Genomic DNA, 18,624 nt, shown 5'->3' with positions numbered 1-18,624 from the left:
AAATTAATCTCCTCTTAATTTGCGGCAAATTCTTGTAATACCCACTCATATTCCCGTTGAATAGAAGTTAGCAAATCTATCTTCATTTCTGATGGCAATACATCCCAAGTGTAAGTCTCTATTTCTAAATGGAAGCAAGCATCGTTTGTTTGAAGTAGATGCAAAACAGTAGCAATGTCATCTTGGGTAGATTGCAAAATTTGATAATCATGAATAAAAATTGGGACATGGAAGTGAGTTCGCCACTCTTCAGCTAAAGATTGCTCTAAATGTGGTAATGCAGTTATTAAATCAGGATAGTGATGAAGTGTACCATCACTGCGACGTTCTATTACCTGGTGAAGATAAGTTGATTCAGCAAAAGGACGTAAACGCTCAACTATCAAATTACGTTTCTCTATTTCAGCAGGTATTTTGACTTGAATTGCTGCGCTGATTTGAATTTTGCCAATCTTAATTCCTGCCGATTGCAAACGCGCAAATACAGAGTTTGGCTGCTCATATTCAACTGAAAAATGGCAGGTATCATAGCAAATCCGAACGTGTTCTAGCAATTTAGTCTCTGCTAAACTCTGCTCAATATTTAACTTTTCAGATAAATAATTACCCCCAATTGGCAATAACCAATTTTGATAGAAATCAATTACTTCTGAGGTATTTTCAATTAATCCATCAGGCTCAGGTTCTAAATCAATATGTAGTATATTTCCTGTTGCTTCATGGATGTGAATCATTTCTGCAACAACTGATGCTATGTTCAAACAACTTTTTTTCAGAATTGTCTCGAAAGTTATATGGTCTTTTTCCCACCAAGGTTTATAGGATAATGGCAATGTAGAAATTCCGCCATCGAGTCCTTCTGGCAACAGAGTTGCTAAAATTTGCGCCAAGTTTAATGTATAATTTACCCGTTCTTGTGTAGACCAATCTGGTGCATAAACTTGGTCTTTTACCACCTGTCGATGGAATCCACCATAAGGAAATCCATTTAAGGTAAAAACGTATAAATCTTGTTGAGTTAACCAAACTTGAAATTGAGCCAAGTTATCATTTTGCAATAGTTGTTTTGCAGCAATATCTGCTAACCTCAAGCCAATGCCAAAAGGTTCTGTAGGCGATAAACGTGACTTGAGTTCGGGAATATACTTTTCTAAATTGGCGAAAACCTCTAACCAACTTTCTCCAGGATGAATGTTGCTGCAATAAGTTAAATGAAAGTTGCTCTCTTTTGTAATTTTCATTTTCTAACTTTATGCCCTATATATGCTAACAATCTGTTTTCTTTGATTTCTACCAGTTCACCACATACCTGCCACACATTCATGGGTAGGGGCGCACATTTATGTATGCGCCCCTACAGCCGATTCATTTGTTGCAAATGCAAAGATTGTTGAAAATGCTATTACTGGGTGTATGTATACCTTCAAATTTAAGTAACAGCAAATACTTTTGCTAACTTCATAGAAAATGGTAGCAAAATTAGAACGAATAAACCGTAATACAAACCAGCAAAACCAGATGCAACTGTTGCGTCTAAGACTATTAAAGATAAAACGCCTATTTTCACGGCATTTCGGATGTTTTCAGCTATCGGTTCGCGTGCCGCTTTGACAAAATTAGGCAATACTCTGATAGCTAATAAAACAGCAAATGGTAATGCTGCGATCGCACTATACTCACCTAATAATCCTAAAGCTAAAACTGCCGTCAAAACTATTGCAATTAGCAGTAGTGCTAGTACACCTGTAATCTTCTTACCTCCGTGAACTTCACCCTGGCTAATTGCGGTGATTGCAGCAATGTACAAAACAGGAATTAGTGCCAAATACCAACGTTCTCCTATGATTGCGGGTACAGCACTTACGCCTAATAATAAGTTACTGCCACGACACAAACCCATATTTAAAGGGCCGAAAAAAGGATGATGTTTGGCGAGTGAATCATACAGGAGGCATGAAAGAGCGATAAATATAGCGATCGCACCACTCAACAATGATACTTGAAAAGCAGCTATAATCCCAATCGCGAATAGTATAGTCCCTAATAAAGTAGCATTCTGACGAGAGACGCGACCACTGGGAATTGCTCTATTTGGTCGCTCTTTTGCATCTAATTCAGCATCGAAAACATCATTAAAAACTATACCGCCACCGTATAAACCAGTTGTAGCTAATAACAACCAAGCTAATGGAATTAATATGGTAAAAGTTGCTTCTCCATTGATTAATTTAGCAAAAATAATCCCAGAGCCAGAAGCAGCAAAGCCAACAAGAATATCCGCCCAAGCAGTAACTATATTAGCAGGACGCATCAATTCCAGATAACCCCGCCAGCTTTGAAAATTTAAGCTTGCAACATTCACTTATCTGCCTCCGTACCTACTAATTTCTCAAAATAAACTGCATATTACAGATGAAACAGATATTTATACAATTCCTCTTCCTCACTTCCCAGTACAGACGCGATTAATCGCGTCTCTCCCACTTTTCTACTCAATCAACACATAATCTGAAACTGATTTGATTCCTGGTTCTTGTCCCCGCAACACAGAATTACCATTGAACATCTGACGTTGATCGATAGATTGGGGATTGAGCCAGTCTGACGCTTTCATCTGCCCAGTTTGACTGTAAGCAGCTAGGGCATTTTCATAACAAACTGCTCGCACATCTTCTTCAGGAATGCCCCTATCTAACATTAACTGAGCCGTTTTTGGGACTGCTAAAGGATCGCTAATACCCCAATCAGCACTACTATCTACAATGATGCGACGAACGTTATCACGTCCCGCTACGCTATCGCGTCCATACTTGCGGACAACTTCTACCATCCTGGCGTTACCCATTTTCGTCTGTGGATAAATCGTAAAAGCTGCCCAAAAACCCCGTCCTAATACTTCTTCAACGGTTTCTTCGTTGTTGTGGTCAATAATTACTTGTGAGGGATCTAAGCCATATTCAATACAGCGATCCATACTCTTACTAGCACCCGCCTTTTTATTGCGATGAGGGGTATGGATTAGCACCAACATATCGAGTTCTTTGGCTAATGCTAACTGTTGACAAAAGTACTTATCTTCTGCTTCTGTCATATCGTCGTAGCCAATCTCACCAATGGCAACAACACCTTCTTTACAGGCATAAAGTGGTATTAGTTCTAGAACTTCTGCTGCGAGTGCCTCATTATTCGCTTCTTTTGGATTGAGGCCGATTGTGCAGTAATGTTGGATGCCAAACTGACTAGCACGAAACCGTTCCCAGCCCACAAGACTGCTGAAATAATCTTTAAATGAGCCAGCGTTAGTTCGGGGTTGTCCTAACCAAAAGGCTGGTTCAATAACGGCGACAATGCCATATTCCCGCATTACTAAGTAATCGTAAGTAGTACGCGAACACATGTGAATGTGAGGATCGATGAACATCATGGTGTGATTTAATGAGCGACAAATTTTATTAGGAATTAGGTATTTGGAATTTTACCTAGTCCTCAGTCCTTATCTGTAAACAAAAAGGCGTTCGCGGCTAAAACTGCTCCAAGTCAGATTACCTTGTTGAATGGATGACTGTAAATCTGGGTAACGGGAAAGTAATGCTTGCGCTTCGGGTAAAGGCGACTCAGCACAAGCTAAAGCTGCTGCTTTTTGCTCGTCTATATCTCCATTAGCCAGTATTTTTTCCAAATCTGTAATGATTGCGCTATCCGCAAACCGCCCTACAGGTCGCCAAAGTTCTGGTGTAACTGAGCGTTTAGCTGCCCAACGTTCATGGGCATAGTCTGCTAACATCCTCGCCAATTCTGGGTTAGCACGCCGATCCAGTCCCCAAATGAGATGCAATGGACTACCAACAAACACAGCCTTCAGCACCATCTGATTCCAAGCAGCATTATCTAAATAATCGGCTGGATAAGGGTTACGTAGTGCGATCGCTTGGAATACATTACTCATATTGCTGCGAATTCCCTCAGCAGCGCGATGGCGATGTAACTCTGGATGTGGTAATAGCGGCAAACTTTGATAAAGGACAACTAACTCTCCCATATCGGCAGTGGAGAAGACTAGATCGAGCGATCGCACATAGCCCTCAGCATCATCGTGGGGCAAAGCTAAAAGCAAGAGTGTGCGACCTGCTTGATCTACACTCCAACGATCGGGATACCAACCGGGAACCACATCCTGTGCTGCTTCCAAGTCCTGGAATGTTAGCTGCAAATCTTGTTTACCTAGATAACGCGGCACAGCACTAAAAGCCGTAAAAAACACTCGTTCGGCAGCGCCGCTAGTAATTTGTGCCTGCTTCTGTTCCAGCCAAGCAAAAGCTTTCTCTGAAACAGATTTTAACAGCCAGTGATGCAGTAACTTGTTTACTTTACTCATGATGAATTTCAGGAGAAGTTGCCCAACTTTTTTTGTGACAACCAAGTATAAAATTTACCACTAAACTTGATACTTTGTGATTCTAGCAGCTAATTAATATACTACTGAGATTATAGCTTCACTGAATCTATAAAAATCTCCCGATTTTAAATAAGATACTGTAAAGATATAATTTTGATTAGATAAACCATAAAATAATCTTACGGAATAAAATTAGAATCTTGTTAACAATGATATTTATTGTCGAGCTTAAATAGAAAATCAAGGGATCGAGAAAATTACGAATTAAGGTTGTTTTTGATTTTATCTACTAAGGTGAATAAAATTACTAAAATTTATTGTTTTGGTGAATAATTTTGTCTAATAAATTATTCACATATTATTGAAATTTTAAGTTGATTATTTTTGAATGTATTACTGCAAAAAATAATCGCAGTAATACCTCTATTTAGAGTTACTCCAAAAACAATAGTATACAAATGGTTATTCAACAAAAGACTGCTTTTAATCTGCAACCAATTAACCAATCTGTCCGCGTGACCTTCAATTATGATGTTCACTTTACTAGAGGTCTGTTTCACCCAGATAATTCTTTACTCGCACAAGTAATTGCTGCACATGGAGAGACAACGCCAAAACAAGTGCTAGCGGTGGTAGATGCAGGATTTTTACAGTCTCAGGATGGGTTGCTAAAAAAATTATCAGTCTATGCCCAGTGTTATGAAGATGTACTAACACTAAGCGGTGAGCCAATAGTAGTTCCCGGTGGAGAAGCAGTCAAGAACGATTCTAGATTTATAGAGCAAATTCATCAGCGAATCAATACATCTGGATTGTGCCGTCACTCCTACGTGTTAGCAATTGGAGGTGGAGCCGTCCTAGACATGGCAGGATACGCAGCAACAACGGCTCACCGAGGAATTCGGCTACTACGAGTACCGACAACAGTATTAGGGCAAAACGATTCGGGTGTAGGGGTAAAGAACGGAATCAATGCCTTCGGCAAGAAAAACTTTCTTGGTACATTCATGCCACCTTATGCTGTTTTGAATGACTTTGATTTTCTTACTAGTCTTAACGATCGAGATTGGCGATCGGGTATTGCAGAAGCGGTGAAAGTAGCGCTGATTAAAGATGCGGATTTCTTCGATTTCATTATGACTAATGCCGATAAATTGGCTAATCGAGACATGGACATAATGGAAAGGCTAATCTATCGTTGTTCCCAGTTGCACTTAGAGCATATTGCTGGTAGCGGCGACCCCTTTGAAATGGGTTCATCGCGTCCTTTAGATTTTGGACATTGGGCTGCTCACAAACTGGAGCATTTAACTAATTACAGCCTACGTCATGGTGAAGCTGTAGCGATCGGCATTGCTTTGGACACAACCTATTCATATTTAACAGGTCAACTTTTACAATCTGAGTGGCAAAGGGTTCTAAGTACACTCAATAAATTAGGCTTTACCTTGTATGTATCGGCACTGACAGAACAATTAGATCGACTAGACCATCCACATTGTCTATTCAGGGGGCTTACCGAGTTCCGCGAACACCTGGGAGGAAAATTGACAATCACTCTTCTACAAGGAATCGGGCGAGGAATAGAAGTTCATCAGGTGGATTTGTCTTTGTATAAAGATGCTATTTTGATGCTGCAAGATTGGGAAGTTTTACATTAATTTTCCCTTGGATGCAATCGGCAAAATCGAAGTCTAGGGACAAGCCGTTATGTGTCTATGCAGCACAGCTTAATAACTATTCATTGAAAGAATGTTGGACTAATAAAAAATCTTTCGCGTTTTCTATATCTGGATCTATATAATTCGCATGTGGACGCATTACGAGTAAGTTATCTCCTCAACCCCCCTTGGTGTTCGCAATGAAAACCTCGATTCTCCCAAGCTTGCATATCTACTTGAGTAAGTCTTGTAACATTTGAGCACTGCGGTTGAATAATTTGACTTAGAATCGCCCAAAAGAAACTGCGTGTTATATCTAATCCAGTTTTGGGCCAAGATTCATTATTACCAGGAACACCCAACTCCCGCACAATCTCTGTCTCTACCCAAATACCATGAGCACCCAAAAGAATCTGTGCCATCCATTTGGCTCTGGGTAAGTGACTTGGCGAGGTAATCAACATGACTTTATGCACTCCCCAACGCCGCAGAATTGGAATACCATAATAAAAATTTTCAAAGGTAGAATTCGCGCACTTTTCTAACCAAACGTTTTGGAACTCTGCCAATTCTGCCTGAAAAATTAACCATATACAGGGGTCTGGGGAACCATGAGAAATTAGAATAGGGGTTTGCGGATATTGTTTTGCTTGTTGGGCAACATAAGTTTCTCGACGAATACTCCCACCAAGCACAAAGAAGGCATCTACTGGCTGCGAAGATGCAAAAAGTAAGGTTATAGTGGTAAAAATCAGCCAAGCACCCAGGACAAAGTACAATCCACGAGTTAGTTTTTGTAACAATTGCCACAAATTAGCAGATTTTTTTTTATTAGAAATTATTGATTTGATGGGAAATTTGCGTTTCATGACTTAGGTAAGAAAACCTGATTTAATAGCTGTATAACAGTACTGCAATTGGGCGATCGAAGTGTTATCTTATAAAGGTAATCAAGAAGTGCAAACATGACACCGATTAAAGTGTCACATGTTCAGTATAGCCTTCCGGAGAAGGCTAACAAACTGAGAAATGGTTGTTAAGAATGCAGTATTTTCGGCATAATTCAACGATAAAAATGATGAAGTCAGCATAGTTGAGTTTGGGGTATAAAAACTTAAAACTTTCTGGAAAGCCTGATTGCTAAACTGTCAACAACACAATTATTCCAACTGATATACATGAACCAATCTGCGAAAAGTTACTCGCCGCTCCAAGTAGCCTTGATTGGTGGAGCGATCGCCACAACTGCTACCATGTCTGTTTTCGGCCCCGCTTGGACTCGTGGTGTCCGTGCTGCCCTAGCTTTACAAGACAGCCCAAAAGCAATAGTTGACCAAGTTTGGCAACTGGTGAATCATGAATATGTTGATGGCAAATTTAATCAACAAAATTGGCAAGCAACCAGGCAAAGCCTATTGAACAAAGACTATTCTTCTCGTGAAGAAGCTTATGCTGCCATCCGTGAAGCTTTACAAAAGTTGGGAGATCCTTACACTCGATTCATGGACCCCAAACAGTTTGAAGCCCTGACTAGCCAAACATCTGGTGAAGTATCTGGCATCGGCATTCGGATGGAAGTGAACGAAAAAACTCAGCGGCTCACTGTTGTCGAAGCCATAGAAAATTCTCCAGCGCTGAAAGCTGGGATCAAAGCAGGCGATGAAATTTTAGCAATTGACGGCAGATCGACTCTCAAAATGAAAGTGGATGACGCTTCTAAGCTAATTCGTGGCAAAGCGGGTACTCCCATCAAGCTAAAGCTGGGACGGACGGGACAAAGTACCTTTGATTTGAAGCTGACGAGGGCAAGTATCGAAGTACCAACAGTACGTTATACCCTCAGGCAAGAAGGGAATCGCCGCGTTGGCTATATCCGTTTGCGGGAATTTAGCGCTCACGCCGCAGATCAAATGCAACGAGCTATCCGCGATTTGAACGCTAAGAAAGTAGATTCTTATGTCTTGGATTTGCGGGGAAATCCTGGCGGGTTGCTACAGGCAAGCATTGAAATTGCTCGGATGTGGTATAATGACGGCGGAATTGTGAAGACAGTAGACCGTGTGGGCGGCACTGAAGAAACTAAAGCCAATCGCACTGCTCTAACAAATCGTCCTTTGGCAGTCTTAGTGGATGGTAATTCAGCTAGTGCTAGCGAAATCCTCACAGGGGCACTCAAGGATAATAAGCGGGCGGTAGTCGTAGGCGGCCAAACCTTTGGTAAAGCTTTAGTGCAGTCAGTTCATGAACTTGCAGATGGTTCCGGCTTGGCAGTTACCATTGCCCATTACTACACCCCAGCGGGAACAGATATTAACCATAAAGGGATTGCCCCGGATATCAAGTTAGACTTGACAGAGGCACAAGAGCGCCAGTTGGCTTCTAATCCAGATTTAATCGGAACTAAGAGCGATCCGCAATATGCCCGGGCGATCGCAATTTTATCAAATAACAACTTTGCCCAGCCTCCGGCAAATCAACCCACTCGCCCCATGAGCCGTGCTGGTGACCTAAAATTTTAGGTGAGTGATTTGTTGCCAGGTGTTTATATAGTAGTATTCCCAAATCCAGATTTTTGGAGTTATGAAAACTGCTTGATATACCATTCTAGGATTTTGGATTGGGAATACTAACTAGTAATCCCATCTCCCAAATCTTAGATTTATGAATCATCAGCCAGTCGATCCAACCACCGCCACCAGCTTTTTGCCAATGGTGTCGGTGGTTGTTCCTATTTATAACGGTGAGGCGGATTTACCAGAGTTAATCAATTGTCTGTTGTCTCAAACCTACCCAAAAGAGCGGGTAGAGTACTTGTTAGTGGACAATAATAGTAGCGATCGCACTCTGGCAATTCTCAAAACATCTACCGAAAATTGCCCAATTACAATTCACCCCTTGAGCGAAACCAAAATTCAAAGCTCCTATGCTGCTCGTAATACTGGAATTCGCGCCGCTGTGGGTGAAATTATAGTTTTTACCGATGCTGATTGTCGCCCACAACCGCAATGGCTGAATGCATTAATTCAGCCTTTTGTCAATGAAGAAGTGGTAATTGTCGCTGGCGAAATTTTGGCACTACCAGGCACAACTCTGCTAGAACAACACGCAGAGCGTCAAGAAACATTGTCGCAAAAGCATACCCTTGAACATTCCTTTCGTCCCTATGGTCAAACCGCTAATTTAGCGATTCGACGCATTGCCTTAGAAAAAGCGGGTTTATTTCGTCCCTATCTTACCACTGGTGGCGATGCCGATATTTGCTGGCGGATTTTGGGGGAAAACATCGGGCGTTTGGAATTTGCCTCGAATGCGATCGTTCAGCACCGCCACCGCGCCACACTCAAGGAACTGCAAAGTCAATGGCGGCGCTATGGACGCTCAAATCGCTATCTGCACGAACTGCATGGTGTAGATTTGATGCGAGAGATTACACCCAAAGAATGCGGCTATCGCTTAATACGCTGGTTATTGAAGGAAATACCAAGGGATATCAAGAAGGCGTTGGCGCAGCCCACCATAGGCATCGCGGGTAAAGCCACCCTTGTAGATTTATTAAATACTCCCATTGGTTTGTTCGCTGCTAGGGCGCGTACTGCTGGGCAACGAGACACTAAACTATTAGAGAATGCCAAGATAATCGATCGGTTGTAAAAATACTAGTACAGCACGGCGGAAGTAAACCACCCATTTCAAACCAATGAAACGCTTACGCTGTATTCATTTTTAATTTTTAATTTTGCCTTGCAGTACTAGGGGCTGGAATATGAGCAATCAGTTCTGTAGGGAGTGCAAAATGCTCCTCAGACTGTAAGTCGCTGGCTCACAAACTCTCGTCTGCCTACCCTTCTAGTCCTTCGGCATTTATTTTTCCTTGCATTGGAATACTCCCGTTGTGTATGACATTCCATAGCATCCTATGCTACTAGCCAGCTAAGTAAGAAAAAACAAACGCTCTTGTTAGCGCAAAAGCATTACCTGAAACCCTTATTTTTGCCTTGATATCATAAAAATAAATATATCTTAAGTAGTATTGAAAAAATAGGTACAGCAAATATACTGTTATTGAGAATATAATAACTTTAATAAGTTGTATTTAATAAAGTTAAAATCTCAGCAGGTAGGGCTTACTCCAACTTGGCATGTTGGTCGTTAATTCACAAGTTTAGTAACATTGAATAACACCAAGAGTCGATTTTAGGGTGCACAAATTTGATTGCTCCCCGATTATTGATAAATAAGCTTAGTAAATCAAGAAAACAAGTTCTGCCATATTTATTTACAATGTGTCCGTTCTTACAAGTAACCCACTCCTTGCCTTCTTAACATCTGAAGTATCGAGGAAGGCATGGAGTTTGCTTCCCTTGCTCTCTTCATTCACAGCTACGCTTCATAGTTTTGTCAGTTGAGCAACATGAATGTGGATGGATTTAGCCAACAGATAGAGAAATTGCGATCGCAAGTACAGGAACTATTGCAATGCAATGTAACTAAGCCAAACTCACAAGAGATCGTCATAGAGGCTTTCGAGGAACTCAACATTGCAATGGAAGAACTGTTGATAGCTTCCGAAGAGTTAAAAATCACACGAGCAGTAGTAGAGAGAGAGCGCCAGCGTTACCAAGATTTATTTGAGTTCGCTCCAGATGGTTACTTAGTAACTAATATTACCGGATCAATCCAAGAGGCTAACCGTGCAGCAGCAACCTTGCTCGGTGTCCACCAAAAGTATCTAGTAGGTAAACCGTTAATTCTTTTTATTGCTCAACAACATCGCCAGTCCTTTCGCTCTCACATGAACAGTTTGCAGCAGATAGTGAACTGGGAAATTAACTTACAGCCACGGGGAGGAATGCCTTTCCCTGCTAGTGTTAAAGCATCTGTGGTATACGACCTTGGGGAGAAGGAGATTGGCTGGCGTTGGCTGCTGTGCGACATAAGTAAACGTAAACAAGCCGAAGAAATGTTACGCCAAGCTTACGGTGAGTTAGAAATACGGGTGGCGGAACGGACAGCGGAATTAGTAAAAGCAAATCAGAAATTGCTGACTGAAATTACAGAGCGTAAACGAGCCGAGTCACAACTGCTGCACCTTGCCTTTCACGATGAACTGACCGGTCTACCAAACCGCGCTGCATTTATGAAGCGCTTAAGACATGCGCTCAATTATTCAAAACGGCATTTAAATTATCTATTAGCTGTACTGTTTATCGACCTGGATCGATTTAAACTGATTAATGACAGTCTTGGACACTTAAGTGGAGACCAATTACTTCTTGCTACTGCAAGTAGGCTAGAACTATGTGTACGCTCCATAGATACAGCCGCACGGCTTGGGGGAGACGAATTTACAATACTGCTTGAGGGAATCCAAGATGTATCAGACGCCATCAGAGTAGCTGAACGCATTGAACAGGAAATGGCGTTACCCTTTGAGCTTGACGGGCAAGAAGTGTTTATAACGGCAAGTATTGGTATCGCGTTGAGTTCGACAGTAGACTATGAAAACCCAGAAGACCTTTTGAGGGATGCTGATAGAGCAATGTACCAAGCCAAGGTGCTGGGCAGAGCGCATTATGAGCTATTCAACTCAGATATGTATGCTAATACTCTGACGAGATTGAAGTTAGAGACGGATTTACGCCGAGCAATTGAACGCCTTGAGTTTCAAGTTTATTACCAACCGATTGTTTCGCTCACTAGTGGCTCTATTTTAGGTTTTGAAGCTTTATTGCGCTGGCAGCATCCAGAGCGTGGTCTGCTTAATCCCGCAGATTTTATTCCCCTAGCAGAGGAAACTGGACTAATTTTCTCCATTGGTAATTGGGCGTTGCATGAAGCCTGTCGCCAGATGCAAGCTTGGCGAGTGTGCCATCGTTCCAACTTACCAAAGAAAATTAGTGTTAATCTCTCCCTCAAGCAATTTTATCAGCCGGGTTTGATTGAGCAGATTGGGCAAATTTTGCACTCAACTGGTCTGGATGCTGGCACTCTAATGCTAGAGATTACTGAAAGCGTAATTGTGGAGAATGGCGATAAGGCAGCTACCTTACTCTTACAACTTCAACAGATGGGTATTGAGTTATCAATTGATGACTTTGGTACGGGCTACTCCTCATTAAGTCGTCTTTATAACTTTCCGATTAGTGTGTTGAAGATTGACCGTTCTTTCATCAGCTCAATCGGTGCTAGTAGTAGGAATTTAGAAATTATTGAGATAATTGTCACATTGGCACACAAGCTAGGTGTGGATGTGCTAGCCGAAGGAGTAGAGACAAAAGAGCAACTAGCACTTCTAAGAAACTTGAGCTGTGAATATGGCCAGGGACATTTTTTCTCAGTTCCATTAAATAGCTCGGCAGCAGAGACATTAATTATGGAAAATCCTCAATGGTAATAAAAATTAGGGTTCGCGGAGCATCTCGTAGAGAAGCGTTAGCGACGTAGGAGCAAAGCCTCCAAAAGAAAACTGCTGTATTTTGAGATTAGCAGTATCCAAATTCAAAAATCCTCCTTACTACCTTGGCTCTTTTTACTTGTCTTAGGAAGCAATGGGTTTTTCCCTTATCCCTTTTGTTCAATGACTGCCAACTTTCGCTAAATTGGAAAAAGGTAAACTCAAGGAAATTTTAAATGTCAGCACAATTGTTACTGGTGGATGATGAACCAGGGATACGGGAAGCCGTGAAAGACTATTTGCAAGAGAGCGGTTTCAGCGTTCAAGTCGCCAGTAACGCCCTTGAAGGTTGGGAATGGATGCAGCTTAATACACCTGACTTAGTGATTTCCGATGTCATGATGCCTCAGGTAGATGGCTATCAGTTCCTCAAGCAACTGCGAGAAGACCCCCGCTTCCAAGCACTCCCAGTAGTATTTTTAACCGCTAAAGGTATGACAGGCGATCGCATCCAAGGCTATCATGCTGGTGTTGATGCCTATCTACCCAAACCCTTCGACCCAGACGAGTTAGTCGCTATAGTCGAAAATTTGCTAGCCCGCCGTGCCGCTAAGGCTTCAACTACGGGAGATGATGTTGAAACCCCTGATATAGCTGAACTAGCCAATCAGATTGCCCAAATTAAGGCATTGTTAACTCAAAGAAATGCCATTTCCCAATCGCCAGCCCCCTTCAAAATTGATTTGACTCCCAGAGAGCAAAGTGTTTTGAACTTGGTCGCTGAAGGGTTGATGAATAAAGAAATTGCCCGTCGCCTGGAAACCAGTGTCCGCAATGTAGAAAAATACGTTAGTCGTTTGTTTAGTAAAACTGGCACCAATAGCCGTACAGAGTTAGTTCGTTTTGCTCTAGAACACGGTCTTGCTAAATAAGTATTGAGCATGGGGAAGAGGCAGAGGGGTAAGAGGAAGGGGGCAGAGGAGAGGAATTTTTCCCCTGCTTCCTGTTTGCCTACTCCCTACCCCTGCTCCCTGCTCCTGAGTAATTGGTAAGTGGCTGCTAAGGGAACTCCAAATAAAAAAATACTCAACTACTTTTTGTGGGGTGGGCGACACGATAGCCCCAAACCTTGGGCGGACAAGATATCCACCCCACAAGATTGGATAATTTATTTGTTGGAAGTCCCTAAACCATCACCTCTTACCAGTAATAGATAAAACATAAGTATTTCAGCAAATCAGGCACCGAGCTAAAGCAAAAAGCTAAAAGAAAGGTTATTCATTTTTACTTGGGTCTTTTAGGTTTTCATTTGATTTGCGCCTGTTGTCCAATTCCCCATCTGTAAAGACACAGTATTTTGTTATTCCGGCAATGTTTTGATAAAAACTCGGTAAAATGCACCCGGCTGAATTTGCTCTTAGATTCTACCAGTACCCTTTGCTACAAAGTTTTTAATAGCGGAAACTGTTCCTGGGACTTATTGCTGCTAAATAAGACTTTTACAAAGTAGAAATCACAATATTTTATGAATTCTACTTGCTGCTTAGTTTTTATTGCAACTGGGGATACGCGATCGACACTTGATTTAATGCCCAATTCACGCTTTCTCACTACTTAAATTACACTTTTAAGTCTGTGGATTTTCAGCAGCATTACGCAAGCGCATGAGCTGACGTCGCATTTGAGGTGAGGCTTTAAACTCAGACACTTCCTGAGCTTTAACGGACGCTTGCAGCGTTTCTAGAAAGTCATCAGAACCTTCGGTTAAAGCATCAAGTAACACTTGTAAGAGTTGTTCGCGATCGCTCAATAGACTCTTTTCCTCAATCAACCGGAATTTGAGATGTATTTCGCACTCATAAACACCTACTTCGAGATTATTTATCTGGCGTGGTAATGCTTTGGAGTTCATAGCTATTGAGATTCCTTTACTTGGTTGTCATGAGGGTAAGGAGGTAGATGTCCGGCAAAAATTCTTTATATCTCTTTTGAATCCAAAGTGCTTGAATTAAGAATTTTTCTTCATCAATCACCTTTGTATTCGATTTCACTCTCCTGTGTTTGATTTTAAAGCTAGATTTTCACTGTCTAGATTTTGATGTGCCTGTGCCAGATGTAGCTTATGGTAAGCCATAACTATTATTCAGTTTTTAAGATTCTACACAATAAAGTTTCTGTAAGAAGTTGTTCGACCTTTTTAAAGCTTTTTACATCAACTTTATGTGAACGTCAATAACAGTTTGACTTGTTACTTGAATTTTGGTGTTTATACGTAAGTAAAACCGCTTAAGTTTTTTGAGTTTATTAAAGCCAGAGGTCGATGTAGGGCTATTCAGTAAAATTACTAGATGTACGTTTTTTTCAGCAGCAAAATCATAAAAAATTTCTCAGCATAATTATTAAGGTAAAAATTTTTGTTTTCCATAAAAAATGTCCGCAGATTAAAATATTTTAGCCAAGCCCCTGACCCTACTGTGTTCTGGGCTTGATTGAATACAAAAATCTTAGCAGTAGGTACGATTAGCAACCCGCTTAGACTTGTTTGTATGCCCAAATGAAATCCCTCTACCCTGTAATTTTTGCAGAAAAATAATTGGACTACTGTCAGTACTAGTAAATATATTTGACTTTAACTCTTAACAGAAGTAGTAAGTTAATCAGTATAAGTGATATTTTTACTTATGCCCATTCAATATACCCTTTTGAAATTGCGTTCAAAGCTTGTAAATTGAGAGCATTCAAGCTCAGAGATAAGGTCTACAATAATTTCAGTGTAATTCACCCAAATCTTACACCCTTTTATGGATAACCCGATGCTGCTCAAGTCCACAACCCGGCATATCCGCATTTTTGCAGGTGAAATTGACCGGGATGGCGAACTGGTTCCGAGCGAACAAGTCCTAACGTTAGATGTTGACCCAGACAACGAATTTAACTGGAATGAAGATGTGCTGCAAAAGGTTTACCGAAAATTTGATGAACTAGTAGAAGCATCTAGTGGCGCAGACCTGACAGACTATAACTTGCGCCGTGTAGGGTCAGACTTAGAGCATTATCTGCGATCGCTCCTGCAATTGGGCGAACTCAGCTACAATCTCTCTGCCCGCGTTACCAACTACAGCATGGGAGTCCCCCAAGTTGCAATTGACGGCAAACAATAAGCGAATGAGTTAGTAGCTGGCTGGCTGAACCCTTCTGTATCAACTTAGAGCTATTTTCACTAGTACCTCCTTCCCTCGTTCCCAGCCTCTGGCTGGGAATGGCATCTAGGGACTGCTGCCTCTAGTCCAATTGGGCAGAGCCTCCAGGCGGGTATTCCTATGCTCTGCATGGAAATGAGATCGGATGGCTAGTACTACTTACTCAATATTCAGCACTCCTGAAGAGATTTTTAAAGCCACTTGATTCGTCAGGTACTTTTGCTAAAAGTATATTTAGTTATCTTAATTCTTAATTAAAGTTAATTGTTGCTATCCTACTTATAAACTAAATAAATACTAACCCGTGCCTCTTGATGATGGGGTAATTTAGCAAAAGCTTGGGGCGCAGTTATGCTTGGGTTATGCTTTGGTAACAGGGTTGGAATTAGTTGCTTTGGCGATGGAGAGTCACAGGGCAATAGAAGCTATGATGAGGCTGTAGGGTTGACTTAGGAGCGTATTCTTTGGATAAGTTAAGTATTAGCACCTGCTGATATCCACCAGCTAAAATCATCATCTAAAGTCTGGATATGTCAAGTTTAAGAAAGATGAGCGGTCTAGATTGTCCCTAATAATGCTGTTAAAGAAATTGCCAATCGCTGATCGGTGCGAAAACTATGGAAAATGACGCGGCAACGCTCTACTGTCCAAATGAAAATTGTCAGGCTGCCAACCCCCTGACCCACAAGTTTTGCCAGCGATGTTCCACGCCCCTACCCAAAAATTACCTCTGGGCTGTGGTAGATGGCCCGAGTGTGGGTAGCCCTGGAGAAATATTAGCCGATCGCTATTTAGTCCTTGATAAATTTGTTCTTTTAGATACGAAGCCTGGTTTATTAGCCCTAACGCCTGAGTTAGATAATTTACAGCCTCTAAGAGCTTACCTGAGACTCATTCCCTACCGCCTACACGTACCGCAAGTATATGGAGTGCTTTTTCTAGCTGACGGCCCCTCGCATCGAGAAATATTACTCTTAGAAAAACCGCCACTATTAATAGATGACACAACCCAAGAAGTACATTTGGGCAACGAGTTAACCACCGCTTGGCGGAATGCGACATCGATGCGCCAACTCAATTGGTTATGGCAAATAGCTCATCTGTGGCAACCGCTTGTAAGTGAAGGTGTCGCCTCTAGCTTACTTGACTCCGATTTATTACGGGTAGAAGGATCGTTAGTCCGGTTGTTGGACTTGCGTTTCGACACTGCAATATCACCAGAATTGCCCCAATTAGGTGAATTTTGGCAGCAGTTGGTCAGTGATGCCAAACCAGCCATAGCTGAATTTGTTGAGCGCGTTAGCCTTTCCTTAATTCAGGGAGAAATTAATTCAACCGATCAATTAATCACAGTTTTAGATCGGGGACTGGCTGGGTTAGGGCGATCGCAAACACCCACGATCAAAATTATCACCAAAACCGATACCGGGCCAAGCCGCCAGCGTAACGAAGATGCCTGTAGCCCTCCCAGTGGAACTATTGTCAGCAAACCACCCCAGCCAACAGCCTTAGCAATTGTCTGTGATGGCATCGGTGGGCACGAGGGCGGCAATGTTGCCTCAAATTTAGCCATTGAAACAATCCAGCAGCAAGTACAGCAACTAACAAAAGTTCCTTACGACCACATAGACCCCTCACTGCTGCTTAATGACCTAGAAAAGGCAGTGGCCATTGCCAATGACAAAATTAGTCAGCGCAATGACGGTGAAAATCGCCAAGGGCGTCAACGCATGGGCACAACTTTAGTTATGGCATTGCCTGTTGCTCATGAAATGTACATTACCCACGTCGGTGATAGTCGTGCTTACTGGATTACACGTCACGGCTGTTATCAAGTTACCCTCGATGATGATGTCGCCTCTCGCGAAGTGCGGTTAGGCTATGCCATTTACCGCGAGGCTGTCCAACAGAGTGCTGCTGGCTCTCTCGTCCAAGCTTTGGGTATGGGGCCGAGCAGTTCATTGCATCCCACATCGGCACGGTTTATGCTCGACGAAGATGCTGTTTTTCTGCTCACATCCGATGGTTTGAGTGATTTCGATCGGGTGGAGGAATATTGGGAAACAGAAATCTTGCCGATTCTAGCTGGGGAAGCAAATATAGCAAGTGTAGCGGATAGATTAGTCGAAATCGCTAATACGAAAAATGGCCACGATAATGTCACCGTCGCTTTAGTCCATTATCAAGTTCAATACTGGGAACCAGAAATCACCATCAAAGCAGTCATTACAGATAGTTATTCCAGCAAAACTGTTGATTTTGCATCCAAAGCGACAGATCCAACCCTTTTAGGTAGCTCAAACCACAAAACTCAGGTGATTCCCGAAAAGGAGCCGGTCAAAACTCGCCAATTCCCGCTACAGTGGATAGTTCCGTTAATATTTGTGGTAGCAGCAGGTACCTTAGGATTGTTCGTGAAGCAATTGCGATCGCAATCAGGCTCATTTCCAATTTTTTCCAATCCCACACCAACTTCCAACCCTACCATCGAAGCGACACCCACACCGCGATCGCTTGCTAACCTTTCTCGTGGTTGGGTAATTAAAACCAACAATGAAATATCCTTGGGAAACAACCAATCACTTCCCCCTGGAGCTTTTTTAGAAGTTATCAACACAAAACCAAATTCCAAACCTGGTTCTGGGAATTTTTCAGTATATATGCGGGTCTGTACCAATAAAAGTACACAAACTCCAGCTAATACTAATAACCCAGTAGTAACTTCCTCAGTTCCACCAAATTCAAAACCTTTGCCAGCAAACGAGAAAACAGTATTACTAGACTTGTCTCAACTAAACCGTTTTGGCGTCTCTGTTTTACAATCAGACGCACCAAGTCCATGTAGAAACGCCACCCAACCACCAGTTACTGAACCAGCTGATACTAGTCCAACTTAATCAAATACTCGATAAACTGGTAAAAACCTGGAATAATAACAGGTAACAATCAAAGTAAAAAACTTACAAGGTCAAA

General features: G+C 42.0%; 13 protein-coding genes. 7 read left to right on the top strand and 6 right to left on the bottom strand.

The annotated features are described in order from the left end of the window. Positions 1 to 14: 14 nt before the first annotated feature. From eboE to V7L01_RS29970, 4 genes are all read right to left on the bottom strand, one after another. Positions 15 to 1,241, bottom strand: coding sequence for a metabolite traffic protein EboE (gene eboE / locus V7L01_RS29985; RefSeq protein ID WP_335041395.1), 1,227 nt, complete (start codon positions 1,239 to 1,241; stop codon positions 15 to 17). A gap of 188 nt (positions 1,242 to 1,429) precedes the next feature. Next, positions 1,430 to 2,362: a UbiA-like protein EboC gene (eboC, locus tag V7L01_RS29980; protein ID WP_335041394.1), complete on the bottom strand. Its 933-nt coding sequence runs from the start codon at positions 2,360 to 2,362 to the stop codon at positions 1,430 to 1,432. A 126-nt stretch (positions 2,363 to 2,488) separates the two neighbouring features. Further along, entirely contained in the window at positions 2,489 to 3,424 is a 936-nt protein-coding gene (locus tag V7L01_RS29975; protein ID WP_335041393.1) for a TatD family hydrolase, read from the bottom strand. Between the two features lie 69 nt (positions 3,425 to 3,493). Continuing rightward, positions 3,494 to 4,375, bottom strand: a complete 882-nt coding sequence (locus tag V7L01_RS29970) for an EboA family metabolite traffic protein (RefSeq protein ID WP_335041392.1) — start codon at positions 4,373 to 4,375, stop codon at positions 3,494 to 3,496. Positions 4,376 to 4,854: 479 nt separating this feature from the next. Between V7L01_RS29970 and V7L01_RS29965 the strand changes: the two genes are divergently transcribed. After that, a complete protein-coding gene (locus V7L01_RS29965; protein ID WP_335041391.1) occupies positions 4,855 to 6,057 on the top strand; it encodes a 3-dehydroquinate synthase in 1,203 nt (400 codons plus the stop codon). A gap of 170 nt (positions 6,058 to 6,227) precedes the next feature. On the opposite strand, the gene V7L01_RS29960 is transcribed toward V7L01_RS29965, so the two are convergent. Next, the gene (locus V7L01_RS29960) at positions 6,228 to 6,926 is read right to left on the bottom strand and encodes a YdcF family protein (protein ID WP_335041390.1); all 699 of its coding nucleotides are present in this window, start codon (positions 6,924 to 6,926) and stop codon (positions 6,228 to 6,230) included. A gap of 309 nt (positions 6,927 to 7,235) precedes the next feature. On the opposite strand from V7L01_RS29960, the gene ctpB reads away from it, so the two are divergent. The 4 genes from ctpB to V7L01_RS29940 all read left to right on the top strand — a co-directional run bounded on the left by ctpB (position 7,236) and on the right by V7L01_RS29940 (position 13,383). After that, positions 7,236 to 8,576: a carboxyl-terminal processing protease CtpB gene (gene ctpB, locus V7L01_RS29955; protein WP_335041389.1), complete on the top strand. Its 1,341-nt coding sequence runs from the start codon at positions 7,236 to 7,238 to the stop codon at positions 8,574 to 8,576. Positions 8,577 to 8,718: 142 nt separating this feature from the next. Next, complete coding sequence (locus tag V7L01_RS29950) at positions 8,719 to 9,708, top strand: glycosyltransferase (protein WP_335041388.1); 990 nt, start codon at positions 8,719 to 8,721, stop codon at positions 9,706 to 9,708. A 760-nt stretch (positions 9,709 to 10,468) separates the two neighbouring features. Further along, entirely contained in the window at positions 10,469 to 12,451 is a 1,983-nt protein-coding gene (locus V7L01_RS29945) for a putative bifunctional diguanylate cyclase/phosphodiesterase (RefSeq protein ID WP_335041387.1), read from the top strand. Between the two features lie 236 nt (positions 12,452 to 12,687). Continuing rightward, positions 12,688 to 13,383, top strand: a complete 696-nt coding sequence (locus V7L01_RS29940) for a response regulator transcription factor (protein ID WP_335041386.1) — start codon at positions 12,688 to 12,690, stop codon at positions 13,381 to 13,383. 695 nt (positions 13,384 to 14,078) lie between these two features. On the opposite strand, the gene V7L01_RS29935 is transcribed toward V7L01_RS29940, so the two are convergent. Then, positions 14,079 to 14,363, bottom strand: coding sequence for an Npun_R1517 family heterocyst differentiation transcriptional regulator (locus V7L01_RS29935; protein WP_069070488.1), 285 nt, complete (start codon positions 14,361 to 14,363; stop codon positions 14,079 to 14,081). A gap of 889 nt (positions 14,364 to 15,252) precedes the next feature. Here V7L01_RS29935 and V7L01_RS29930 point away from each other — a divergent pair. Then, complete coding sequence (locus V7L01_RS29930; protein ID WP_335041385.1) at positions 15,253 to 15,612, top strand: NAD(P)H-quinone oxidoreductase subunit M; 360 nt, start codon at positions 15,253 to 15,255, stop codon at positions 15,610 to 15,612. Positions 15,613 to 16,268: 656 nt separating this feature from the next. Continuing rightward, positions 16,269 to 18,548, top strand: coding sequence for a protein phosphatase 2C domain-containing protein (locus V7L01_RS29925; RefSeq protein ID WP_335041384.1), 2,280 nt, complete (start codon positions 16,269 to 16,271; stop codon positions 18,546 to 18,548). Positions 18,549 to 18,624 lie beyond the last annotated feature (76 nt).

It is taken from the genome of Nostoc sp., from assembly GCF_036917095.1.
GTDB lineage: Bacteria > Cyanobacteriota > Cyanobacteriia > Cyanobacteriales > Nostocaceae > Nostoc.
The sequence above is the reverse complement of the archived record's forward strand: the minus strand, read 5'-3'. Positions and strand labels throughout refer to the sequence as shown.

Coding starts and splice junctions, on each gene's coding strand:
- eboE (WP_335041395.1), bottom strand. CDS start 1,241: ATGAAAATTACAAAAGAGAGCAACTTTCATTTAACTTATTGCAGCAAC.
- V7L01_RS29975 (WP_335041393.1), bottom strand. CDS start 3,424: ATGATGTTCATCGATCCTCACATTCACATGTGTTCGCGTACTACTTAC.
- V7L01_RS29970 (WP_335041392.1), bottom strand. CDS start 4,375: ATGAGTAAAGTAAACAAGTTACTGCATCACTGGCTGTTAAAATCTGTT.
- V7L01_RS29965 (WP_335041391.1), top strand. CDS start 4,855: ATGGTTATTCAACAAAAGACTGCTTTTAATCTGCAACCAATTAACCAA.
- V7L01_RS29960 (WP_335041390.1), bottom strand. CDS start 6,926: ATGAAACGCAAATTTCCCATCAAATCAATAATTTCTAATAAAAAAAAA.
- ctpB (WP_335041389.1), top strand. CDS start 7,236: ATGAACCAATCTGCGAAAAGTTACTCGCCGCTCCAAGTAGCCTTGATT.
- V7L01_RS29950 (WP_335041388.1), top strand. CDS start 8,719: ATGAATCATCAGCCAGTCGATCCAACCACCGCCACCAGCTTTTTGCCA.
- V7L01_RS29945 (WP_335041387.1), top strand. CDS start 10,469: ATGAATGTGGATGGATTTAGCCAACAGATAGAGAAATTGCGATCGCAA.
- V7L01_RS29940 (WP_335041386.1), top strand. CDS start 12,688: ATGTCAGCACAATTGTTACTGGTGGATGATGAACCAGGGATACGGGAA.
- V7L01_RS29935 (WP_069070488.1), bottom strand. CDS start 14,363: ATGAACTCCAAAGCATTACCACGCCAGATAAATAATCTCGAAGTAGGT.
- V7L01_RS29930 (WP_335041385.1), top strand. CDS start 15,253: ATGGATAACCCGATGCTGCTCAAGTCCACAACCCGGCATATCCGCATT.
- V7L01_RS29925 (WP_335041384.1), top strand. CDS start 16,269: ATGGAAAATGACGCGGCAACGCTCTACTGTCCAAATGAAAATTGTCAG.